Source organism: Methylobacterium sp. FW306-05-D (assembly GCF_058782155.1).
In genome coordinates this window covers 17,801-37,818 of the sequence record NZ_JBYSXL010000045.1, presented here as the reverse complement: position 1 = coordinate 37,818, position 20,018 = coordinate 17,801, and the positions used below count along the sequence as shown (strand labels likewise).

The 20,018-nt window shown below is 72.1% G+C and carries 16 protein-coding genes; 8 read left to right on the top strand and 8 right to left on the bottom strand.

Annotation, left to right across the window (positions count from 1 at the left end; translation table 11 throughout):
• Window positions 1-237 precede the first annotated feature (237 nt).
• On the bottom strand, window positions 238-1,479 hold the full coding sequence (locus tag AC3WLN_RS15675; protein ID WP_492482710.1) for an MFS transporter: 1,242 nt from the start codon (window positions 1,477-1,479) through the stop codon (window positions 238-240).
• Window positions 1,480-1,573: 94 nt separating this feature from the next.
• Here AC3WLN_RS15675 and gcvA point away from each other — a divergent pair, with 94 nt between their 5' ends.
• Window positions 1,574-2,458, top strand: coding sequence for a transcriptional regulator GcvA (gcvA, locus tag AC3WLN_RS15670; protein ID WP_492482708.1), 885 nt, complete (start codon window positions 1,574-1,576; stop codon window positions 2,456-2,458).
• A gap of 22 nt (window positions 2,459-2,480) precedes the next feature.
• Here the strand turns inward: gcvA and AC3WLN_RS15665 are convergent, their stop codons facing one another.
• Window positions 2,481-2,663, bottom strand: a complete 183-nt coding sequence (locus tag AC3WLN_RS15665) for a hypothetical protein (RefSeq protein WP_492482706.1) — start codon at window positions 2,661-2,663, stop codon at window positions 2,481-2,483.
• A gap of 104 nt (window positions 2,664-2,767) precedes the next feature.
• Entirely contained in the window at window positions 2,768-2,980 is a 213-nt protein-coding gene (locus AC3WLN_RS15660; protein ID WP_492482704.1) for a hypothetical protein, read from the bottom strand.
• 171 nt (window positions 2,981-3,151) lie between these two features.
• On the opposite strand from AC3WLN_RS15660, the gene AC3WLN_RS15655 reads away from it, so the two are divergent.
• The 5 genes from AC3WLN_RS15655 to AC3WLN_RS15635 all read left to right on the top strand — a co-directional run bounded on the left by AC3WLN_RS15655 (window position 3,152) and on the right by AC3WLN_RS15635 (window position 6,744).
• Window positions 3,152-3,406 carry a hypothetical protein gene (locus tag AC3WLN_RS15655; protein ID WP_492482702.1) on the top strand — a complete coding sequence of 85 codons (255 nt, stop codon included), beginning with the start codon at window positions 3,152-3,154 and terminating at the stop codon, window positions 3,404-3,406.
• Between the two features lie 492 nt (window positions 3,407-3,898).
• Window positions 3,899-4,153: a hypothetical protein gene (locus AC3WLN_RS15650; protein ID WP_492482700.1), complete on the top strand. Its 255-nt coding sequence runs from the start codon at window positions 3,899-3,901 to the stop codon at window positions 4,151-4,153.
• 47 nt (window positions 4,154-4,200) lie between these two features.
• Window positions 4,201-5,508 carry an MFS transporter gene (locus AC3WLN_RS15645; protein ID WP_492482698.1) on the top strand — a complete coding sequence of 436 codons (1,308 nt, stop codon included), beginning with the start codon at window positions 4,201-4,203 and terminating at the stop codon, window positions 5,506-5,508.
• On the top strand, window positions 5,501-6,403 hold the full coding sequence (locus AC3WLN_RS15640; RefSeq protein ID WP_492482696.1) for an amidohydrolase family protein: 903 nt from the start codon (window positions 5,501-5,503) through the stop codon (window positions 6,401-6,403). Before AC3WLN_RS15645 ends, AC3WLN_RS15640 begins: the two co-directional genes overlap by 8 nt.
• 35 nt (window positions 6,404-6,438) lie before the next feature.
• Window positions 6,439-6,744, top strand: coding sequence for a hypothetical protein (locus AC3WLN_RS15635; protein ID WP_492482694.1), 306 nt, complete (start codon window positions 6,439-6,441; stop codon window positions 6,742-6,744).
• A gap of 193 nt (window positions 6,745-6,937) precedes the next feature.
• On the opposite strand, the gene glmS is transcribed toward AC3WLN_RS15635, so the two are convergent.
• From glmS to AC3WLN_RS15610, 5 genes are all read right to left on the bottom strand, one after another.
• A complete protein-coding gene (glmS, locus tag AC3WLN_RS15630) occupies window positions 6,938-8,764 on the bottom strand; it encodes a glutamine--fructose-6-phosphate transaminase (isomerizing) (protein ID WP_492482692.1) in 1,827 nt (608 codons plus the stop codon).
• A gap of 45 nt (window positions 8,765-8,809) precedes the next feature.
• Window positions 8,810-9,739, bottom strand: a complete 930-nt coding sequence (locus AC3WLN_RS15625) for an NAD-dependent epimerase/dehydratase family protein (protein WP_492482690.1) — start codon at window positions 9,737-9,739, stop codon at window positions 8,810-8,812.
• Between the two features lie 4 nt (window positions 9,740-9,743).
• Window positions 9,744-10,547, bottom strand: coding sequence for a sugar phosphate nucleotidyltransferase (locus tag AC3WLN_RS15620; protein ID WP_492482688.1), 804 nt, complete (start codon window positions 10,545-10,547; stop codon window positions 9,744-9,746).
• Window positions 10,548-10,958: 411 nt separating this feature from the next.
• The gene (locus tag AC3WLN_RS15615; protein WP_492482686.1) at window positions 10,959-12,263 is read right to left on the bottom strand and encodes a polysaccharide biosynthesis/export family protein; all 1,305 of its coding nucleotides are present in this window, start codon (window positions 12,261-12,263) and stop codon (window positions 10,959-10,961) included.
• 103 nt (window positions 12,264-12,366) lie between these two features.
• Complete coding sequence (locus AC3WLN_RS15610) at window positions 12,367-13,878, bottom strand: hypothetical protein (RefSeq protein ID WP_492482684.1); 1,512 nt, start codon at window positions 13,876-13,878, stop codon at window positions 12,367-12,369.
• Between the two features lie 370 nt (window positions 13,879-14,248).
• On the opposite strand from AC3WLN_RS15610, the gene AC3WLN_RS15605 reads away from it, so the two are divergent.
• Together AC3WLN_RS15605 and AC3WLN_RS15600 are read left to right on the top strand one after the other, a co-directional pair.
• The gene (locus AC3WLN_RS15605) at window positions 14,249-18,664 is read left to right on the top strand and encodes a polysaccharide deacetylase family protein (RefSeq protein WP_492482682.1); all 4,416 of its coding nucleotides are present in this window, start codon (window positions 14,249-14,251) and stop codon (window positions 18,662-18,664) included.
• A gap of 390 nt (window positions 18,665-19,054) precedes the next feature.
• Window positions 19,055-19,834, top strand: coding sequence for a response regulator transcription factor (locus AC3WLN_RS15600; RefSeq protein WP_492482680.1), 780 nt, complete (start codon window positions 19,055-19,057; stop codon window positions 19,832-19,834).
• The last annotated feature ends 184 nt before the right edge of the window (window positions 19,835-20,018 follow it).

The window sequence follows — 20,018 nt, the reverse complement described above, 5'->3', positions numbered from 1 at the left end:
GACTACGAGGGGACGACGCTGCGCGACCATCTCGGCCTGCCGCGCCCGGCCAACCGCTTCTTCGCCTGATCCGTCGCGCCCGGGCGCGGGCCCTCGGCCGGGATCGACGGCAGGGATTTCGACGGGATGGATTTCGACGGCATGGGGGAGGGGTATGGATGCGGTCGAGGGAGCGTCCCCTTCGTTTCGCGTGCGGCGGACCTCCGTCGGGCGCTTTCGGCCGCCCGGGCCCCTCGTTCAGGGGCGCGCCGTCGCCGCGGCGGTCCGGAGACGGGGCGCCAGGGCCAGCATGAGGGGCACGACGGCGAGGGCCGTGGCGGCGGCGGCCAGCATCGCCGTCTGGGCACCGGCGGCGTCCCCCAGGGGGCCGTAGAGCAGGGGGGCCGCCAGGGCGCTGCCGCCCAGGGTCCAGGTGTAGAACACCGCGAAGGCCCTCTCGACCCGGCCGCCCGGCGCGAGGTCCGGCACCGTCCCGTAGAGGACGGAAGAGGTCCCGTTCAGCATGAGGCCGAGCACGGGCAGGAGCCCCAGCACGGCCCCCAGCGGAAGCACGGTGACGGCGAGGATCGCCAGCGCCGTGCCGGTCTCGGTCAGGACCACGGTCCGCGTCACGCCCAAGCGCTCGCCGAACCATCCGCAGACCGCCTTGCCGAGGGCGCCCCCGAGGAAGACGGCCGAGAGGGCGAAGCCCACCGTGGTCAGGCCGGCGCCCTTCTCCTGGAGCAGGAAGGGCAGGTAGAGCAGGAAGGCCGGGCGCGCGGCGTTGTCGAGGGTGCCGATGGCCACGAGCAGGCCGAAGCCGGCGCTCCCGGTGCCGTCGCGCCCGGCCGCGCGCCGGGACTTCTCCGGCAGCCCGTCCCGTGACGCCCGGTCACGCGGCAGCAACCGCAGCAGGCTCAGCGCCACCGCGAGGCCGAGGGCGGCGATCAGCCAGAGCGCCGTGCGCCAATCGGTCAGGCTCAGCAGGAGACCGAGGAGGGGCGGCACGCTGGCCTTTCCGAGGTCGCCGGTGAAATTGTAGGTGCCGAGCGGTCCGCGGGCCGTCCGGCCATAGGCCTGGGCGATCACCGCGGAGGCGAGGGGGTGCTGCGTGCTGCTGCCGATGCCCCCGAGGGTGAGGGCGAGGCAGAGCCCGGCCAGGCTTCCCGAGGAACCGGCCAGCGCGTAGCCGCCGGCGCTGAGCAGGGTGCCGAGCACCAGCACGCTGCGCGCGCCGAGGCGCTGCGCCAGCCGGGCCGCCGGCATCTGCAGGGCGGCGAGGGCGCCGTTATAGAGGCTGCGCAGCAGGGCGAGGGCGGCGTAGCCGAGGGCGAACTCCGCCTGCCAGACCGGCAGGAGCACGTAGATCAGGTCCGTATAGCCGTCGTGCAGGGCGTGGTTGAGCCCGACCGCAGCCAGGATCCGCGGCGCCTCCGGGCGGGGCGGGGCATCGACGGTGCCGGCGCCGGCAGGCGCGGTCGGATTCTGTGCGGGCGGCATGCGGAACGGGTCCTGTTTTGCCGACGCAGGATCGCCCGCTCGTCCGCGGCTGACAAACGCCTTATGCTGACGCTCGCGTGAGGAAACCTGACCCGTGCTGCGCCGCCTGCCGCCCCTGAACGCCCTGAAGGCTTTCGAAGCCGCCGGGCGCCATGCCAGCTTCACCCGGGCCGCCGAGGAGCTGCGCGTCACCCACGGGGCGGTGAGCCGGCACGTCCAGGCGCTGGAGGCGTGGCTCGGCCAGACGCTGTTCGAGCGTCACAACCGGCGGGTGGTCCTGACGGAGGCGGGGACGAGCTATCTGGCCGAGATCGGCGCCGCCCTCGACCGCATCGCCCTGGCGACGACGCGCCAGGTGGAGCGCGGCCGGCCGCGCCTCCTGCGGGTGAACGCGCTGGCGACCTTCACCCTGCGCTGGCTGATCCCCAGGCTGTCCGCCTTCCAGCGCGCCAACCCTGCCGTGGAGGTGCGGCTGACCACCTCGAACGTGCCCCTGGCGAACCTGGCCGAGCCCTTCGACGTGGCCATCCGGGGCGGGCCGGATGGGCGGCCGGGCCATCGCGCGCGGCCCTTCCTGTCGGAGCGGCGCCTGCCCGTCTGCAGTCCCGCCCTGCTGCGGCGCCAGCCCCTCGCGGAGGCGGACCAGCTCCGGAACCACACGCTCCTGCACGCGGCGACGCTGCCCGGGGTCTGGCCGCAATGGCTCGAGGCCGCGGGCGTGCCCGGCCTGGTGCCGCAGGCCTCGGTGACGCTGGAGCACTTCTACCTGACGCTCCAGGCCGCCCTCGACGGCCTCGGCGTCGCCATGGGCCCGGAGCGGCTGATCGCCGACGATCTCGCGGCGGGCCGGCTGACCTGCCCCTTCCCCGGTCCGTCCCTGCCGGCCCGGAGCTACTTCACCTACGTGCCGGAGGCCCGGGCGGACGATCCCTCCGTCCAGGCGTTCTGCCGCTGGCTCGCGGCGGCGGCCGGCCCCTGAGGCGCGGCCCGTCCGCCCGGGCTCAGGGGTTGGTGGCGGGCCGGGTCCGGCGGGCGGCGGACAGGGCGGCGGCCTCGCTCCCGCCCAGGACGCCGACGGGGGCGAGGCCGCGGAGCGCCGGGAGGTTCGGGGCGGATTGCGCGGCCGCCGGCAGGGGGGCCGGGAGACAGGCCAGCGGAGAGGCCAGGAGGCCCAGGGCCGTCATCCGCCCTCTCGGCGTCCGCGTCACGGCATCGTCTCCGCGGCTCGTCGCGTCGTGGCCATGGATCGGGAATCTCCCGCATGACGGCTCCGCGAGGCGTCGACCGCTCAGGCCGATCGGCCGGAGGGCATCGACGCGTCGCGGTCGGCGTCGAGCTGGAGCATCAGCTCGGCGAGGCGCGGGTCGAGGGGCTCGTCGATGACGGGCTCGTAGAGGGCTTGCAGCTGGCGACCGAGACGAAGCCGGGTGGCCTCGTTCAGGGTCGGCGGGGATAGCTCCCCGGGACGGCGATGCCGTTCGTGCTCAAGATCGCTGGCCATCCGCCTCATGTGGCGGACGAACGGTCGGCGGCAATGGGCGGGGCCGCCCGTATCCCCAGCCGTTCGCTCCGGCTCCCGGCAGGATGCGACCCGCGGCAGGACTCGGGTCCCGGCAGGAACCCCGCGCGCCCGCCTTCGGTTGGCCCGTCACGACAACCGGAGGAGTCCCCCATGAAGACCCGTCTCGCCTGCAAGGCCGGCCTCGCGCTCGGCCTGGTTCTCGGCCTGGCACTCGGCCCCGTGACCCTCGCGGGTCCCGCCGAAGCCAAGGGCTGCATCAAGGGCGCCCTCGTCGGCGGAGCGGCCGGGCATCTGGCCGGGCACGGGAAGGTGGGCGCCGCCGCCGGATGCGCGGTCGGGCACAGCAAGGCGAACAAGAAGGACGCGCAGCAGGGCGGGGGCCAGCAGGCGCCGCAGCAGAACTGAGGCGCCGGCACCCGCCGCATCGGCCCTGAGACCAGGACCAGACCCGGGGAGCCGCGCAAGAATCCAGGCTTGCGAGACTCGTGGCGGCACCAGCGCGGCGCGCCACAAGTCCGGGGACCATCATCTCCGAAAGATCGGTTCCCGGTGACGGGCCCTGAGCGGCGCGTTTCCGCCCGGGTGCACGCCGGATCGCCCTGGAGCCCCCCGAATGCATCGTCGCGACGTTCCTGGCGGCCTGCCGACCGCCGCCGCGGCCCTGGCCGTCACCCGCACGGCGGTCGCTCGGCCGACACCCGCCGGGGCCGTCCCGACGCCCATCTCCCTCGACAGGGCGCCCCTCGACGAAGCGCCGCCCGATAGGGACGGCGCGCCCGCCGGGGGGCGCTCTCACGGCGCCGCATTCCAGCGGCATGACCGCCGACGCGCAGTAAGGCGCAGATCCTGTCGCAGCGGTCCGGGACCCAGCCCGGCCCGCACGCCGACGCCACCGTCGTGAACGCGTCGCTGCGGGGGCACCAGGAAGCCTACGCCATCCATGGCTCTGATGCGGAGACGGGGGAGGACCCCCAGCTCCACCGCATCGCCCGCGGCGCCATTGCGCTCATCCAGCGCCACATCGTCCAGCTCGCCCGGATGCAGGGCATGATGGGCGGCCAGGCCGGCCGAGTCCGGCGCCGTCCGGGGGCGCGTCGGCCGCCGCGCCTGTCCGCCGCGATGCGGCTACCCAGGCGCACCGCCGTGGGCTAGCGTTTGGCGGCGCGAGGGACGCCGCGCGGGGCGAGGGGGGAGGCGGCATGGCCGTGAGGACCGAGGTTCAGCCCGCCGCCCCGGGGGCGGCCGTGGCGATCGAGGATACCAGCCTCACCGGGTTCTACGCCGACATGACCACGCCCGAGCGGCGCACCTTCTGGGCCTGCGCGGCCGGATGGGCGCTCGACGGCATGGACTTCATGATCTACCCGCTGGTCATCGGGACGATCATCCAGCTCTGGAAGGTCGATGCCGGCACGGCGGGTCTCGCCGGCACGGTCACGCTCCTCGCCTCGGCCCTGGGCGGCTGGGGCGCGGGCTACCTCGCGGACCGGATCGGCCGCGTCCGCACCCTGCAGTTCACCATCCTGTGGTTCTCGTTCTTCTCGCTGCTCTGCGCCTTCGTCCAGGACTTCAACCAGCTCCTGATCTGCCGCGCCCTCCTCGGGCTCGGCTTCGGCGGCGAGTGGGCGGCGGGCGCCGTGCTGATGGGCGAGACGATCCGCGCCCAGTATCGCGGCCGGGCCGTCGGCTCGGTGCAGTCGGGCTGGGCGGTGGGCTGGGGGCTCGCCGTGCTGGCGCAGGCCGGGCTGTTCTCCCTCCTGCCGGCGGAGCAGGCCTGGCGCTGGATGTTCGCCCTCGGCGCCCTGCCGGCGCTGCTGGTGTTCTACCTCCGGGCCTATGTCGAGGAGCCGGCGGTGGCCGCCGAGACGCGGGCGCGGGCCGCCGCCGCCGGGGACCGGCCCGCCCTGTGGGAGATCTTCACCGGCCCGATCCTGAGGACGACGGTCCTGGCCTCCCTGGTCGCGACCGGGTGCCAGGGCGGCTACTACGCCATCACCTTCTGGGTGCCGCGCTTCCTGACCACGGAGCGCAAGCTCTCGATCGTGTCCTCGACCGGCTATCTCGCCGCGCTGATCGCCGGCTCCTTCACGGGCTACCTCGCCGGGGCCTGGTTCGCCGACCGCTACGGACGCCGAAGCCTGTTCCTGGTGTTCTCCCTCGGCGCCATCGCGGTCATCCTCGTCTACACCCAGGTGCCGCTCTCGAACGAGATCCTGTGGGGTCTCGGCTTCCCGCTGGGCTTCTTCGCTTCCGGCTACTTCTCCGGCATGGGTGCCTTCCTCACCGAACTCTACCCGACGCGGCTGCGCGGGTCGGGGCAGGGCTTCTGCTACAATTTCGGCCGCGGCGTCGGTGCGCTGTTCCCGTTCCTGGTCGGGGCCCTGTCGCAGACCACGACCCTCGCCAACGCGATCTGCCTGTTCGCGGTGGGCGCCTACATCCTGTTCTTCGCGGCCGCCTACGCGCTGCCGGAAACCCGGGGCCGCGTCCTCCATGCCGATGCGTGAGGCCGTCCCCTCCGTCGACGAGGCCCCGGCCTGCCCGGGGCCGCAGGCCCACCCGCGCGGGCCGACCCGCTACGCCGTCCCGCCGGGGGCCGTCGACACCCATGCCCACGTCATCGGGCTCCCGCCGGATCATCCCTTCGTCCGGCCGCGCAGCTACACGCCGCCGGCCGCGACGGCGCGGGACTACCTCGCGATGCTCGATGCCACCGGCATGGCCTACGGCGTCCTCGTGCAGGTCAGCGTGCACGGCACCGACAACCGCCTCCTGCTCGAATCCCTGCGGGCGCAGCGCCGGCGCCTGCGCGGCGTCGCCGTGATCCCCCTCGGGCTGCCGGACCGCGAACTCGCGGCGCTCAAGGAGGCCGGAATCGTCGCGCTTCGCCTCAACGTGCTGTTCGGCGGCGGCGTCGGCCTCGCCGACGTCGAGGCCTACGGGCAGCTCGCCCGCGAGATGGGCTGGCACCTGCAGTTCCTCCTCGATGCCCGCGACCTGCCGCCGGTCGCGTCCCGCCTGGCGCGCCTGCCGGTCCCGGTCGTCATCGACCACATGGGCCACGTCCCCACCTCCGCCGGCCACGACGATCCGGGCTTCCGGACCCTCGTCGAACTCGTGCGCGACGGCGCCTGGGTGAAGCTCCAGGGCGCGTCCCGCACCTCCACGGCGGGGCCGCCCTACGCCGACACCCTCCCGTTCGCGCGGGCCCTGAACGAGGCCGCGCCGGACCGCTGCCTCTGGGGCTCGGACTGGCCGCACGTGGCGACCTGGGGCGAGATGCCGGCCATCGGCAACCTGCTCGACCTGATGGCGGACTGGGTTCCGGACCCCGAGCGGCGGCGCAAGCTCTTTGTCGACAACCCGCACCGGCTCTACGGCTTCGGTCCGGACCCGCGTTAAGGGTCCCTGCAGCCGCGCCGTGATAGGCTCCGGGAATGCGCTACCGTCCGGCCGCCGGCCTCATCCTCTGCACCCTGCTCCCCGCATCCGCGGCATCGGCCGGGCCGCTCGACCTCCTGATGGGCGTGCCCGACAGGCCCGGCGTCGTCGCCGGCGGCTCCTTCGGACCGAGCGGGAACGACTATTACGGCGACATGCGCCTGGATCGCCGAACTCCGCAGCGCCAAGATCTGAGTCGCCAAGATCCGCATCGGACAGATCTGGAGCGGCCACCCGCGGCCCGCTACGCCCGGGTCAAGCCGCGCCACGCCAAGGCCGACAGGCCGTTCCCGAAATCCTGACGCGAACACAAGAAACCCGCCGCGGCCGGAGCCGGGCGGGGGGAGGTGTTCGCCTTGGGAGGAAAGCGTCCGTCCTTCCTACCGGGTCCGCCGGCCGGCACCACTTCGCCGGGCGCGGGTCTGGTATGCCAGGATGGTGGCCCCGCCCGGGCCGCCGTCCCGCCCGCCGAGTCCGCCGACGCCGGCGCCGGCGTCACTCCACGGTGACGGACTTGGCGAGGTTGCGGGGCTGGTCCACGTCCTTCCCCATGGTCACGGCCGCGTGGTAGGCGAGGAGCTGGATCGGAACGGCGTAGAGGATCGGCGCCACCGCCGGCTCGACCTCCGGCATCGTCAGCGTCGCCAGGGTGTCGAGGCCGTGCGCGGCCGCACCGGTTGCATCGCCGATCAGGACGATCCGGCCCCCGCGGGCGGCGACCTCCTGCATGTTCGACACCGTCTTCTCGAACACCGCGTCGTGCGGCGCGATCACGATCACCGGCATCGCCTCGTCGATGAGGGCGATGGGGCCGTGCTTGAGCTCGCCCGCCGCGTAGCCCTCGGCGTGGATGTAGGAGATCTCCTTGAGCTTCAGGGCGCCCTCGAGGGCGAGGGGATAGGCGGTGCCGCGGCCGAGATAGAGCACGTCCCGGGCCTTCGCGATCTCCGGGGCCAGGCCCTGGATCTCAGCCTCCTGGTGCAGCGCCTGCGCCATCAGGCCGGGGACGGCGATCAGCGCATCGACGAGGCGGCGTTCCTCGGCCTCGTCGAGATGGCCCCGGGCCCGGCCCGCCGCGATGGCGAGGCAGAGCAGCGTCGTGAGCTGGCAGGTGAAGGCCTTGGTGGAGGCGACCCCGATCTCGGGACCGGCGAAGGTCGGGAGCACCGCGTCGGATTCCCGCGCCATGCTGGAGGTCGGCACGTTGAGGACCGCCAGGATGTGCTGGCCCTGGGCGCGGGCGTAGCGCAGGGAGGCGAGGGTGTCGGCGGTCTCGCCCGATTGCGAGATCACCAGGGCGGCCTCGCCGCGGCGCAGCGGCGCCTCGCGGTAGCGGAACTCGGAGGCGACGTCGATCTCGACGGGCAGCCGCGCCAGGCGCTCGAACCAGTACTTGGCCACGAGCCCGGCATAATAGGCCGTGCCGCAGGCGGTGATGGACAGGCGCGTCAGGTCGGCGAAGGCGAAGGGCAGCACCATGGGCAGGCGCACCCGGCTCGCCGCGAGGTCGATGTAGTGGGCGAGCGTGCGGCCGACGACCTCGGGCTGCTCGTGGATCTCCTTGGCCATGAAGTGGCGGTGGTTGCCGCGGTCGACCCGGTAATTCTGGGTGACGATGGTCTGGCGTGCCCGGGCGGTCGGCGCGCCCGCGGCGTCGCGGATCTCGGCGCCCTGGCGGGTCAGCACGGCCCAGTCGCCGTCCTCCAGGTAGGTGATCGAATCGGTCAGCGGGGCCAGCGCCAGGGCGTCCGAGCCGAGATAGGTCTCGCCCGCACCGAAGCCCACCGCCAGGGGCGCGCCGTGGCGGGCCCCGATCAGCAGGTCGGTCTCGCCGGCGAACAGGAAGGCGAGGGCGAAGGCGCCGCGCAGCTGGGGCAGGGTGGTCGCCACCGCCTCCACCGGGTCCAGGCCGCGCTCCATGTGCCAGCTCACGAGCTGGGCCACGACCTCGGTGTCGGTCTCGGTCACGAAGGCGACGCCGTCGGCCTCCAGCCGGCGCCTGAGCGTGCGGAAGTTCTCGATGATGCCGTTATGGACCACCGCGAGCCGGGCGGTGGCGTGCGGGTGGGCGTTGGTCTCGTTGGGGCGCCCGTGCGTCGCCCAGCGGGTGTGGCCGATGCCGATGGGGCCGGTGAGCGGCGACTGGATCAGCTTGAGCTGGAGATTGACGAGCTTGCCCTCGGCCCGCCGCCGCTCCAGCCGGCCGGCCTCCAGGGTCGCCATCCCGGCCGAATCGTATCCGCGGTATTCGAGGCGCCGCAGGGCCTCGACCACGGGGCCCGCGACCGCCTCGCGGCCGACGATTCCGACGATTCCGCACATGGCTGGTCTCCTGAAGGGATGGGAGGAGGGCGCGATCCGCCGGGATCAGGCGGCGCGCGGGGGAGCCGTCAGCATCGCGCCGGCGGCCTGGCGCAGGTCGCGCCGCGGCGGCTTCGCGCCGAGGGCGGCCAGGGCGTCGGGCGAGCCGACGATGACCCGGCGCTCGCCGCGGCGCAGGCGGGCGGGGTCGCGGGCGATCGCGATCGGCTTGCCGGAGGCCGCGATCATGCCCTCCAGCAGGTCGCCGAGGCGGGTCGGCACGCCGGTGCAGAGGTTGACCACCCCGGACGCCGCCGGATTGGCGGCGAGTTCGGCCAGGGCCCAGGCGACGTCCTCGACGAGGAGCATGTCGCGGCAGACCTCGATGTCGCCGGTGGTGAGGGTTCCGCCGCCGGGACCGATCGCGTCGATCTGGCGGGCGAAGTCGCCGAGCGCGAGGTGGCCCGGCAGCCCGCGCCCGATCGGGTTGAAGATCCGCGCCACGAGCACGCGGATTCCGGTCTCGGCCGCGAAGGTCAGGGCGGCCCGGGTCTGGGCGAGCTTGCTCCGGCCATAGGCCGTGAGCGGCGCGCAGGCCGCGTCCTCCCGCACCGGCACCCCGTCGACCACGGCGTCGCCGTATTCGGCCGCACTGCCCGCCAGGATGACGGTCGGGCGCTGCCCGGTGCGGCGGAGGGCGGCGAAGAGCGCCTGGGCGAGGCCGAGATTGACCGCCTGCAGGCCCTCGGGCGACCCCTGCGTCGCCCCCGCCAGGTGGAACACGGTGGCGGGCCGGAAGTGGTCGAGGGCCTTGCCCCAGGTGGCGACGCTCCAGTGCCCGGGGGCCACCGTCCAGTGCTCGGCCCGGACGTCGCGCCGGGTGCCGACCGTGGCGACGGGCAGCCCGCGCCCGTCGAGATGCGTGGCGAGGACCCGGCCGATGAAGCCGCCCGCGCCGCTGATCAGGATGCCGCCACCCGGCTGGTGCGACGCCATCGGCTCACGAGGCCAGGAACAGGCTGCGATCGGAGACGAACATCTGCTGGGCGAGGGCGAAGTCGTCCGGACGCCCGATGTCGAGCCAGACGCAATCCTCGTGGAAGCAGGCCACGTCGCCGCCCTCCGCCTTCACCTTGGCGATGAGGTTGGGCATGTCGAGATAGGTGTTGGGCACGAGGTGCTGGCGCACCGCCTCCCGCGACAGGGCGTAGACCCCCATGCTGACGAAATGCGTGCTCCTGGGCTTCTCGCGATAGGCCGTCATGCGGCTGCGCTCGTCGATCTCGATCAGGCCGAAATCGATCTTCACCTCCCGCTCGAACACGCCGATGGAGATGTCGGCCCCGGCCTCGCGGTGGGCGGCCATCATGTGCTTGAGGTTGAGCGTCGTCAGGAGATCGCCGTTGGTGACGAAGAACGCCTCGTCGAGGTCGTCCAGCATCGCCCCGAGGGCCCCGGCGGTGCCCAGCGGCTGGTCCTCCAGCCGGTAGCGGATGTTGAGGCCCAGGCGCTCGCCGTCCCGGAAGAAGGCCTCCAGGAGATGGCTGAGATGGTTCACCGCCAGGATCACGTCGGTGATGCCGGCGCATTTCATCTGCCGCAGCAGAAGCTCCAGGACCGGCATGTCGTTGAGCGGCATCAGGGGCTTGGGAAACAGGGCCGAGTAGGGATGGAGCCGCGTGCCCTTGCCGCCGGCCATCACCACCGCCTGCTTGATCGCCGGCGCGGGCGCCCCCTGCGGCCCCAGCCGCTCGGATACCGCGCCGTAGAAATCCGATCCATGCACAGCCTCGGAAGATCTCATATGATGATCCACCCGACCTGGAACGACTTCAAGCATCGTACCCTCCTGAATTCCTCGATGAAAACTGAATTTGCTTCAGACAAATATTATTCACACGGGGAGGATTAACGGGTTTTTAAGACTTTCTGGCAACCGCCTTGGTGGGCTTAGCGGCAGCACCCAAGAGGGAACCTGCTCTAATCCGATCGCGCTACGGTGCAGGACCAGTCGGGGGGAGGTTCGCGCAGGCGCGACTCGGTGCGGGTCGACGGCCCCGGCTGTCCGTCGCCGCGGCGCATCCACGACCACCGGACGCGGGCGCGGATGCCGAATCACCCGCCCGGCCGAGGCCGCCGCCGCGATCCGCGCGGTGGCGCGCCGCGACGTCGAGCCGGACGAGAACGGCGCGCCCGCCGGGCCCGGTCCCGGTCGCTAGGGCGCCACCGCGTCGCCCCGGGGCGGGGCGGCCTGGGCCGTGACGCTCCGGGGACGCTCGTCGCCGCCGGGATCGAGCACGACCTTGAGCACGTCGCCGGGCTCGAGGCTGTCGATCTCGGTCGCGGGGAGGACCTGGGGGCCGGCGGCGCCGCTCCTCACGATGCGGTAGGCGAGGGCGGGGTCGCGCGACCAGCCGGCACTCATCGTGGCGCCGACCACGGTGGCCGTCGACAGGGCGCGCTCGGCCGCCGCGATCTCGGCATCGATCAGGGCGATCTCGCGCTCGGCGGCGAGCCGCTGTCGGGCGCCGCCCTGCTCCACCGCCTCGCGCGCCAGGCGCTGGCGCAGTTCCGCCTGCAGGATGCCGACCTCGTATTCGCGCCGGCGCCCTTCCATGTCGATGAAGTCGCGGCGGACGTCGGCGACGCGCTCGCTCTCCACCACCTGGCGGGAGAACAGCGCCTCCATGGTGCGCAGGCGGTCGCCCCGGGCCGCGATCTGGGCGCCGTAGGTCTCCAGGCGCTTGCGCAGGAGCTCGACCTCGGTGCCGGAGGCCTCGGCGGCGGCCCGGCGCGATCCCTCGTCGCCGGTCTGCAGGTTCGCCTCCAGGCGCACCACCTTCGCCTCGGCTCCGAGGAGGGCCGTGGCCTCCTCGGCCCCCGCCAGGCTGCGCAGCCGCTCCTGCGTCTCCGTGCTGGTCCGGCCCGCCGTCAGGGCGGCCTTGCGCGCCAGGGCGCGCTTCAGGCGGGTGCGGGCGCCGTCCTCGCGCTCGCGCTCGCGCAGGGTCTCCACGACCCCCGACAGGGTGGCGGGGTCCCTGTCGCGCCCGCCCGCGAGGGCCACCGCCTGCAGCACGATCATCCCGCCCGCATAGGGATAGGCGCCCGGCGTGCGGACGGCCCCGACGACGAAGACGGGTGCGCGCTGCACGACGCCCACGGTGACCCCGCCATGCCGGCCGAACGCGGTCTCGAACACGCCCATCAGGTCGGTCTTGAGGGTCTCCAGGGGTTTGCCGGCCGCCGGCACGAAGCCGAAGAACGGCAGCGAGAGCGCCCCGCCCTGCTCGATGGCGTATTCGCCCGAGAGATCCACCCGCTGGTAGAAGGTCTGGATCACCGCGGCCGCGCCCGCGGCCTGTCCCTTGTCGCCGGGCGCCGGATTGGGGATCTCCATGGTCTCGTAGAAGGTGATCTTGAGCCGGTCCCCGGAGCGGAGGACCGGCCCGCCCTCGGCCCGTGCCGCCGTGGCGGACAAGAGGGTCAGGACCGCGAAGGCGACGGTTCGGCATCTCGACATGGCTTCGGCTCCTTGGAATCTCGGGTCGGACAGGATTTCGGGGGCCGCCTGCTTTCGGGGCCGGCTTCGACCGCGCGGTTCGGCCCGGCGTGCGGGGCGCCGGTCACTGCACCCTCCGGGCATCGGGCTCCGCCTTGGCCTGGTGGACCTGTGCCTGCTGCACCTGTGATTGCGGGACCTGTGCCTGCGGGAGTTGCGCCTGCGGGACTTGCGCCTGCGGGACTTGCGCCAGCGCCCCGATGGGCGGCCGGGCGCTCCGGCGCAGGGCGTCCAGGCCCAGGCGCTGCGCCACCGCGTCGCCGAGGCGCTGGGCCAGCCGCAGCTGGACCGGGATCAGGTCCGGGGGGAGACGATCGCGGCGCAGGAGGTCGCCCAGGGCCGCCAGGGCCTTCGCATCGCCGGAGACGAGGCCGACCAGCGCGATCCACTCGGCCCGGGCCGGCGCGCTCAGGGCCTCCGGCTCGACCCCCTCGAGGGCGCGGCGGGCGAGCACCGGATTGCCCTCGTGCAGCGCCAGCCGCGCGGCGAAGAGCGGCTGGCGCCGCAGGGCCGCCCAGGACAGGCGCGGCCGCAGCGGCGCGATCGCTTCGAGACCGTAGCGCAGGGCGAGGGCCTCCACGATCGCGATCTGTGCCCCGTGCCAGCCGGGCTCGGCGAGGAGGGACGCGGCCTTGCGCCAGAGGGCCGCGAGGTCGCCGACCGCGTAGGCGGCCGCGACGTAGCCGGCGACCTCGTCGGAGGAGGGTTCCGCCCCGCCCCGGGCCCAGTCCTCCAGGAGCGCCGTCGCGATGCGCCGGCTGCCGTCCTCGGCCACCACCCGCGCCAGGTAGAAGCGGGTTCCCGGGCTGAGGGCGATCACCTGCGCGCCGAGGGCGACGGCGGCGGCCGGGTCCCCCCGGGCGGCCATCCGGCGCACCACGTGGACGCCGAGCCAGGGCTTGTCGCGCCAATCCGCGATCCAGCGCCCGGCCCGCGCGAAGGCTTCGTCCCGCAGGCCCTCGGCCAGCAGGAGGTCGAACAGCACGATCCGGCCCGTCTCCTGCACGGCCGGGATCAGCGCATCGGCCCGGCGCAGGGCGGCGAGGGCCGCGGGCCGCTCGCCGGCCCAGGACAGGAGGAGCCCGAGGCGCTCGACGTCCACCGGCCGCAGCATCGCCTCGTCGGCGATTCCCTTCAGGAACGCGCGCTCCTCGTCGAGACGGTCCTGTGCCCGGTAGAGATCGAGCAGCGCCCAGAGGCGCGGGCGGGTCGGGGCCAGGGCCACCAGGGTCGCCAGGGTGCGGGTGGCGGCGGGCCGGTCGTCGGAGGCCTGGTAGAGGCCGGCGAGCCAGTCGAGGGCCTGGACGTCCCCCGGCCGCTCCACGAGGTAGCGCTCCAGCAGATCCTCGGCCAGCACCCGGTCGCCGGTGGATTCGAGGGCCCGGGCGGCGGCGGCGAGGAAGGCCGGGTCCCGACGCCCGAGGGCGAGGAGGCGGGCCAGCTCGCTCGCCGCCTCGCTGCTGCGCCCGTCGCGCGCCAGCATCGCGAGCTGTTCCTCGGAGCCGGGCGAGAGGGCGTAGGCGGTCGCCGCGGCCGCGAAGACCCAGACGCCGAGAAAGCGCCAGTCGATCCTCATGGCCGCCCCACCGTCCCCGCGGACCGGGGCTCCCGACGAAGACGGGCCGACGAACGGCCGTACCAGATCACCATGAGTCGTCGCCCCGGCTCGAATCTCGCCCCATCATGAAAACAAGTAAAAATTTGGAAAACAAGTATTGAATTTGACCAAATTGCAGCACAGGATCGTCGCCAAGAGGTAGATACCCCAAGATATACCGCAAAGGTATTAGGGTGATGCTTCCTTTTTGTTCAGCCTATATTCGCGCGAATGACGCCCGTCTCGCGCGATCGGGAAGAACGCGGCGGGTCCGGCCCGATGCCGAAGGCTCCGCCTCCACGCGAAACGCTCTGCCGGCCGGGACCGGACAGGAGGGAGGACGTTCGACATGCTGATCGACGGCAATCTCAACGACTGGACCGAGTCCGACCGCCTGGACAGGGTGCAGACGGGCAATCCGGCCTGGCAGGTCTTCGGCAAGGTCGATAACGGGCAGTTCCTGTTCGCCCTGCGCTCGCTGAACGGCGTCGCGATCGGAGCCGGAACCACGTTCTGGCTCAACACCGACCGCAACGCCGCGACGGGCCACCAGATCTTCGGCGCGACCGGCGGGGCCGAGTACAACGTGAACGTCTTCACCGACGGCAAGCCGTATCTCTACACGGGAGCGGACGGACAGACCTTCGTCTCGGGTCCGGTGAGCCACGCCTACGGCGCCGGCAACCAGACCCTCGAGATCTCCGTGCCCATCGCGGCGGTCGGCGCCACGACCCATGCCACCGACGTCCTCATCGATGTGAACAACACCGTGTTCCTGCCCGGCAACTACGCCGCGGGCGGCTACACCGTCTCGGCGCCGGCCACCGCCCAGCCGAGCCCGACCGTCGGCCCGCTCACCCTCGACGGCACGCTGTCCGACTGGACGAGCGCGGACCGGATCGACCTCCCGGGCGCCCGCCAGGCCGGCTACGAACTCTACGGCCGCTACGTCGGCGACACCTACGTGGTCGCGATCTCGTCCGCCGTGGCCATCGGCGCCGGGACCACGGTCTGGCTGAACACCGACCGCAACGCGGCGACGAGCTATCAGGTCTTCGGCAATCGGGTCGGGGCGGAATACAACATCAATTTCAGCAACAACCTGGCGCCCGCCCTCTATACGGGCGGTGCCGGCCAGAGCCTCGTCGGCCCGGTCAGCTACGGGACCTCGAGCGACCACAGGATCGTCGAGATCGCGATCCCGAAATCGGCGCTGGCGAACGCCCCGCGGGCGATCGACCTGCAGCTCGACATCAACGACCAGCTCTTCCTGCCGAACGACTTCGGGTCCTACCGCTACACGATCAAGGACACCGGCTCGCTGCCGCCCGTCGCGAATCACGGGATCAAGGTCGGCATCGTCCACTCGGCGTCGAGCGCCAAGACCTATTTCAGCGAGACGGCCTACGCGCAGCTGTTCATGGCGGCCCAGAACCAGGCCGCGATGGCCGGCGTGCCGTTCGATCTCCTGACCGAGAACGACCTGACCGACCTCGCCACGATCTCGCAATACAAGGCGCTGATCTTCCCCTCCATGAGCAGCGTCGCCCTCGACAAGCTCCCGGCGATCCAGGACACGCTCACCGATGCCGTCTACCGTTACGGCGTCGGGCTGGTCACCGCCGGCAACTTCATGACCAACGACGCGGCCGGCAACCTGCTGCCGGGCGACCCCTACGCCACCATGAAGAGCCTGCTGGGGCTGACCCGCGAGGGCGGCGCCGGCCTCGGGGCCGTCAGCGTCACGGCCGCGTCGACGACCAATCCGGTGATGGCGGGCTACACGGCCGGCGAGACGATCCGCGACTATGCCGGCCTGTCGACCTCCTGGTTCCGGGCCGTCGACGGCACCGCCACGGTCCTGGCGAACCAGATGGCCGGCGGGGCGAGCCACGGCGCGGTCCTGGCGACCCAGACGGGGGGCCGGAACGTCCACTTCGCCAACGAGAACCTGCTCGCCGACAACAACATGCTCGGCCACGCCCTCGACTGGTCGGCCGGCCTGTCGAACGGTCCCTCCGTCAGCCTGCAGATGAGCCGGCAATCGGCCCTGGTCGCATCGCGCACGGACATGGACCAGTCGCAGCAGGTCTACGACGTCAGCCCCGAGGGCGGGGGCCAGGGGATCTACGACAAGCTCCTGCCCATCCTGGCCCAGTGGAAGGCGGCCTACGACTTCGTCGGGTCCTACTACGTCAATATCGGCAACGCCGCGCCCGACCAGAGCACGGACTGGGCCAGGTCCCTGCCGTATTACCGGCAGATCCTGGCGCTGGGGAACGAGATCGGAACGCATTCCTACACGCATCCCGAGGACACGAATCTCCTCACGCCGGCGCAGATCCAGTTCGAGTTCGAGCAGTCGAAGCTCGTCCTGCAGGACAAGCTCGGCATCCCGATCACCGGTGCGGCAGTTCCGGGCGCGGCCGAGACCCTCGCGACCGCGCGGCTGATCGATCCCTACTTCTCCTACATCAGCGGAGGCGCCTCCCTGGCCGGCGCGGGCTATCCGGGCGCGATCGGCTACCTGTCGCCGGGCGACAGGAACGCGGTCTACATCGCGCCCGACACCTCCTTCGACTTCACCCTGGTGGGCTTCCAGGGCAAGACGGCGGCCGAGGCGTCGGCGGCCTGGGCCGCGGAATGGGCGGCCCTGAAATCCCATGCCGACCTGCCCGTGGTGGTCTGGCCCTGGCACGATTACGGGCCGACCGTCTGGCAGACCGACCCGCCGGCCGTGCCCGGCTACACGGCCCAGATGTTCACGACCTTCATCCAGACCGCCTACCAGGCCGGTTCGGAATTCGTGACCCTGAACGACCTCGCGCAGCGGGTGGCGGCCTTCGACGCGTCGACGCTGGACTTCGCGTTCAACGCGGCGGGCAACGCCATCACGGCGACCGTGGGGTCGGCCGCCGCCGGCAAGTTCGCCCTGGACCTCGACGGCGCCGCGGGCATCCGCAGCGTCGCCAACTGGTACGCCTACGACGCGGACAGCGTCTTCGTCGCCCGGACGGGCGGGACCTTCACCATCAACCTGGGGGCGGTGCCCGACGACGTCACCCACATCACCGCGCTGCCGTCCCGGTCCGACCTGATCTCCGTCACCGGGGACGGCACGAACCTCAGGTTCTCGGTGGTCGGGGAGGGGACGGTCGTCATCGACCTCGTGGATCCCGCCGGGCGCACGCCGCAGGTCACCGGCGCGACCGTCGTCGGCCTCGTCGGCGACAGGCTCGAACTCGCCCTCGTCGGCACCGGCGCGCACGACGTCACGGTCGGCCTCGCCGGCACGGTGGCGGGCCTCGTCCTCACGGGCGGGCCCGGGGACGACGTGCTGATCGGGGGCGCCGGTCCCGATACCCTGAACGGCGGCGCGGCGAACGACACCCTCGACGGCGGCCTCGGTGCCGACAGCATGACAGGCGGCGCCGGCAACGACACGTTCCTCGTCGACGACGCGGGCGACCGGGTCGTCGAGGCCGCCGGCGGCGGGACCGACCTCGTGAAGACGACCCTGGCCGCGTATCGCCTGCCCGCGAACGTCGAGAACCTAGCCTTCACGGGCCCCGGCGATGCCTCCGGAACCGGCAACGCCCTGGCCAACGCCATCACGGGGGGCGCCGGCAACGACCTGCTCGACGGCGGCCTCGGCGCCGACACCCTGACGGGCGGCCGCGGCAACGACGTCTACGTCGTCGACACCGCCGCGGACCGGGTGATCGAGGCGGCGGCCGGCGGCATCGACCTGGTGCGCAGCTCGATCAGCGCCGTGCTGCCCGCGGAGGTCGAGGCTCTGATCCTCACCGGCACCGCCAACCTGAACGGAACCGGCAACGCGCTGGACAACACGATCACCGGCAATGCCGGGGCCAACCTCCTCAACGGCGGGGCCGGAGCGGATACGATGAGCAGCGGCGGCGGCGGCGACACCTACGTGGTGGATCATCCGGGGGACATCGTCATCGAGGCGGCCGGTGCCGGTGCCGACACGGTGCAGACGACCCTGGCGCGCTACACCCTCACGGACCACGTGGAGACCGTGACCTTCCTGGGAACGGGTTCCTTCACCGGCACCGGCAATGCCCTGGCGAACAACATCCTGGGTGGAAGCGGCAACGACCTCCTCGACGGCGGCGTCGACGCTCTGGCCGACCGGCTCGTCGGAGGCCTCGGCGACGATACCTACATCGTCCGGATCGGCGATTCCGTCGTGGAGGCGGCGGGCGGCGGCACCGATACCGTGAGGACCGACCTCGCCGCCTACACCCTGCAGGGCAACGTCGAGAACCTGATCTCCACGGGCAGCGGCGCCTTCACCGCCGCCGGCAACGCCCTCAACAACATCCTCGTCGGCGGCAGCGGCGACGACCGCATCTCCGGCTTCGGCGGTGCCGACCGCCTGGAGGGCGGCGGCGGACGCGACACCCTCACGGGCGGGCTCGGCGCCGACACCTTCCTCTTCGACGCGCCGAACCGCACGCGCACCGATCGCGTGACGGATTTCTCCGCCGCGCAGGGCGACAAGCTCGCGGTTCGCGGCTCCGTCTACGGGCTGAGCGCCGGTCCACTCCCGGTGGACTGGTTCGAGACCGTCTCCACGACGGCTGGCCAGGCCACGAAGGCGCATGCGGAGTTCCTGTTCAACAGCGCGTCCCAGACGCTGTTCTGGGACCCCGACGGCGGGGGCGGGGGCGCCGCGATCGCGGTGGCGACCTTCGCCACGCGGGTGGCGCTGAACCAGACCGATTTCGTGATCGTGTAGGACGCGGCCGACCGGGCCCTGCCGCGCCGATCCGGCGGGCAGGACTGGGCCCAGGGGACTCGGGGCATGGAACTCGGGCCGTGGGACTCGGGCCATGGGTCTCGGCGGAATCGCGCCGAGGCCCCGGCTGCGCCCTGACCAGCTTTCGATCCGACCATCGAAGTTGGAGTCCGGACCGAGACAGACGATCGATCCACAGATCCATGCCTGCTCCAATCCAGAAAGCAATCGATTTTTATCAAAAGTGAGCATCTTGCCATTTATTCAGTAATCGCTTGTAATTCATTATTGCTCACGGTAATCGATCAAATTGTCGCGCTACGTGTCTTCGAGTTCCGGGGCGGCGAGCGAGTCGGGCGCACCACGATGATCGCAAGGGGAGGCTACGCAATGTCACTCGTCGCAATCGAATCCGACATTTCAGTTGCGAGGGATGACGAATCGACCATCGTCATCATCGACCCTCGAATCCTGTTCCGGGAGAGCCTGATCTCCCAGATCCAGAAGAATGCCGGCACCGCCCAGGTTCTGGGTTTCTGCACCGTCGGCCACTGGCAGAAGGCGGCCAAGGAGCGGCCGCCGGCCTCGGCCATCGTCATCGCGGCGACCCACCGGAGCATCGCCCAGATGGAGAGCGAGCTGGACACCCTCGCCAACGTCAGCCCGGGGGTTCCGGTCGTCCTCCTGTCGGAGATCGAGGATTACCACCAGGTCACGGAGGCCATGCGGCGCGGCCTCAGCGGCTTCATCCCGATGACGAGTTCCGTGAAGGTCGCCCAGAGCGCGATCGCGCTGGTGCTGGCGGGCGGTTGCTTCGTCCCGTCCGGGATCGTCTGCACGCCCCCCGCGCGTCCGGCCGCGGAGGCGCGGGGACGCGGGTCGGTCCGGCTGACGGAGCGGGAGGCGGCCGTGCTCGGCGTCCTGCAGATCGGCAAGCCGAACAAGGTGATCGCCTACGAGCTCAACATGTGCACCAACACGGTGAAGGTGCATGTGCGCAACATCATGAAGAAGCTGCAGGCCAAGAACCGGACCGAACTCGCCTATCTCGTCAACACCAAGGGCGTGGTGTCCTGGGCTCCCCATCTCGGCGGCGCCTGGTTCCATGCCCGGCCCTCCGCCGAGCACGCGGTGGCCGCGCAGTCCCTGTCCGCCGGGCACAACGCCTGACGCACGACCTCGCGTCCCGAGAGATCCCCGACCGAAGCCGCGCCCGAAATGCCGGGCGCGGCTTCGTCCGTTCGGGCGATGACATCTTCGGACACCAGTAATCCGGAAGCATGATCGCTCGGATATGACTGTAATCCGAGATCGCTAGTCTCGGGGATATTCCGCAGAGGCCGAATTCCTGCTC

Coding starts and splice junctions, on each gene's coding strand:
- AC3WLN_RS15675 (WP_492482710.1), bottom strand. CDS start 1,479: ATGCCGCCCGCACAGAATCCGACCGCGCCTGCCGGCGCCGGCACCGTC.
- AC3WLN_RS15665 (WP_492482706.1), bottom strand. CDS start 2,663: ATGACGGCCCTGGGCCTCCTGGCCTCTCCGCTGGCCTGTCTCCCGGCC.
- AC3WLN_RS15660 (WP_492482704.1), bottom strand. CDS start 2,980: ATGGCCAGCGATCTTGAGCACGAACGGCATCGCCGTCCCGGGGAGCTA.
- AC3WLN_RS15655 (WP_492482702.1), top strand. CDS start 3,152: ATGAAGACCCGTCTCGCCTGCAAGGCCGGCCTCGCGCTCGGCCTGGTT.
- AC3WLN_RS15645 (WP_492482698.1), top strand. CDS start 4,201: ATGGCCGTGAGGACCGAGGTTCAGCCCGCCGCCCCGGGGGCGGCCGTG.
- AC3WLN_RS15640 (WP_492482696.1), top strand. CDS start 5,501: ATGCGTGAGGCCGTCCCCTCCGTCGACGAGGCCCCGGCCTGCCCGGGG.
- AC3WLN_RS15635 (WP_492482694.1), top strand. CDS start 6,439: ATGCGCTACCGTCCGGCCGCCGGCCTCATCCTCTGCACCCTGCTCCCC.
- glmS (WP_492482692.1), bottom strand. CDS start 8,764: ATGTGCGGAATCGTCGGAATCGTCGGCCGCGAGGCGGTCGCGGGCCCC.
- AC3WLN_RS15625 (WP_492482690.1), bottom strand. CDS start 9,739: ATGGCGTCGCACCAGCCGGGTGGCGGCATCCTGATCAGCGGCGCGGGC.
- AC3WLN_RS15620 (WP_492482688.1), bottom strand. CDS start 10,547: ATGAGATCTTCCGAGGCTGTGCATGGATCGGATTTCTACGGCGCGGTA.
- AC3WLN_RS15615 (WP_492482686.1), bottom strand. CDS start 12,263: ATGTCGAGATGCCGAACCGTCGCCTTCGCGGTCCTGACCCTCTTGTCC.
- AC3WLN_RS15610 (WP_492482684.1), bottom strand. CDS start 13,878: ATGAGGATCGACTGGCGCTTTCTCGGCGTCTGGGTCTTCGCGGCCGCG.
- AC3WLN_RS15605 (WP_492482682.1), top strand. CDS start 14,249: ATGCTGATCGACGGCAATCTCAACGACTGGACCGAGTCCGACCGCCTG.
- AC3WLN_RS15600 (WP_492482680.1), top strand. CDS start 19,055: ATGTCACTCGTCGCAATCGAATCCGACATTTCAGTTGCGAGGGATGAC.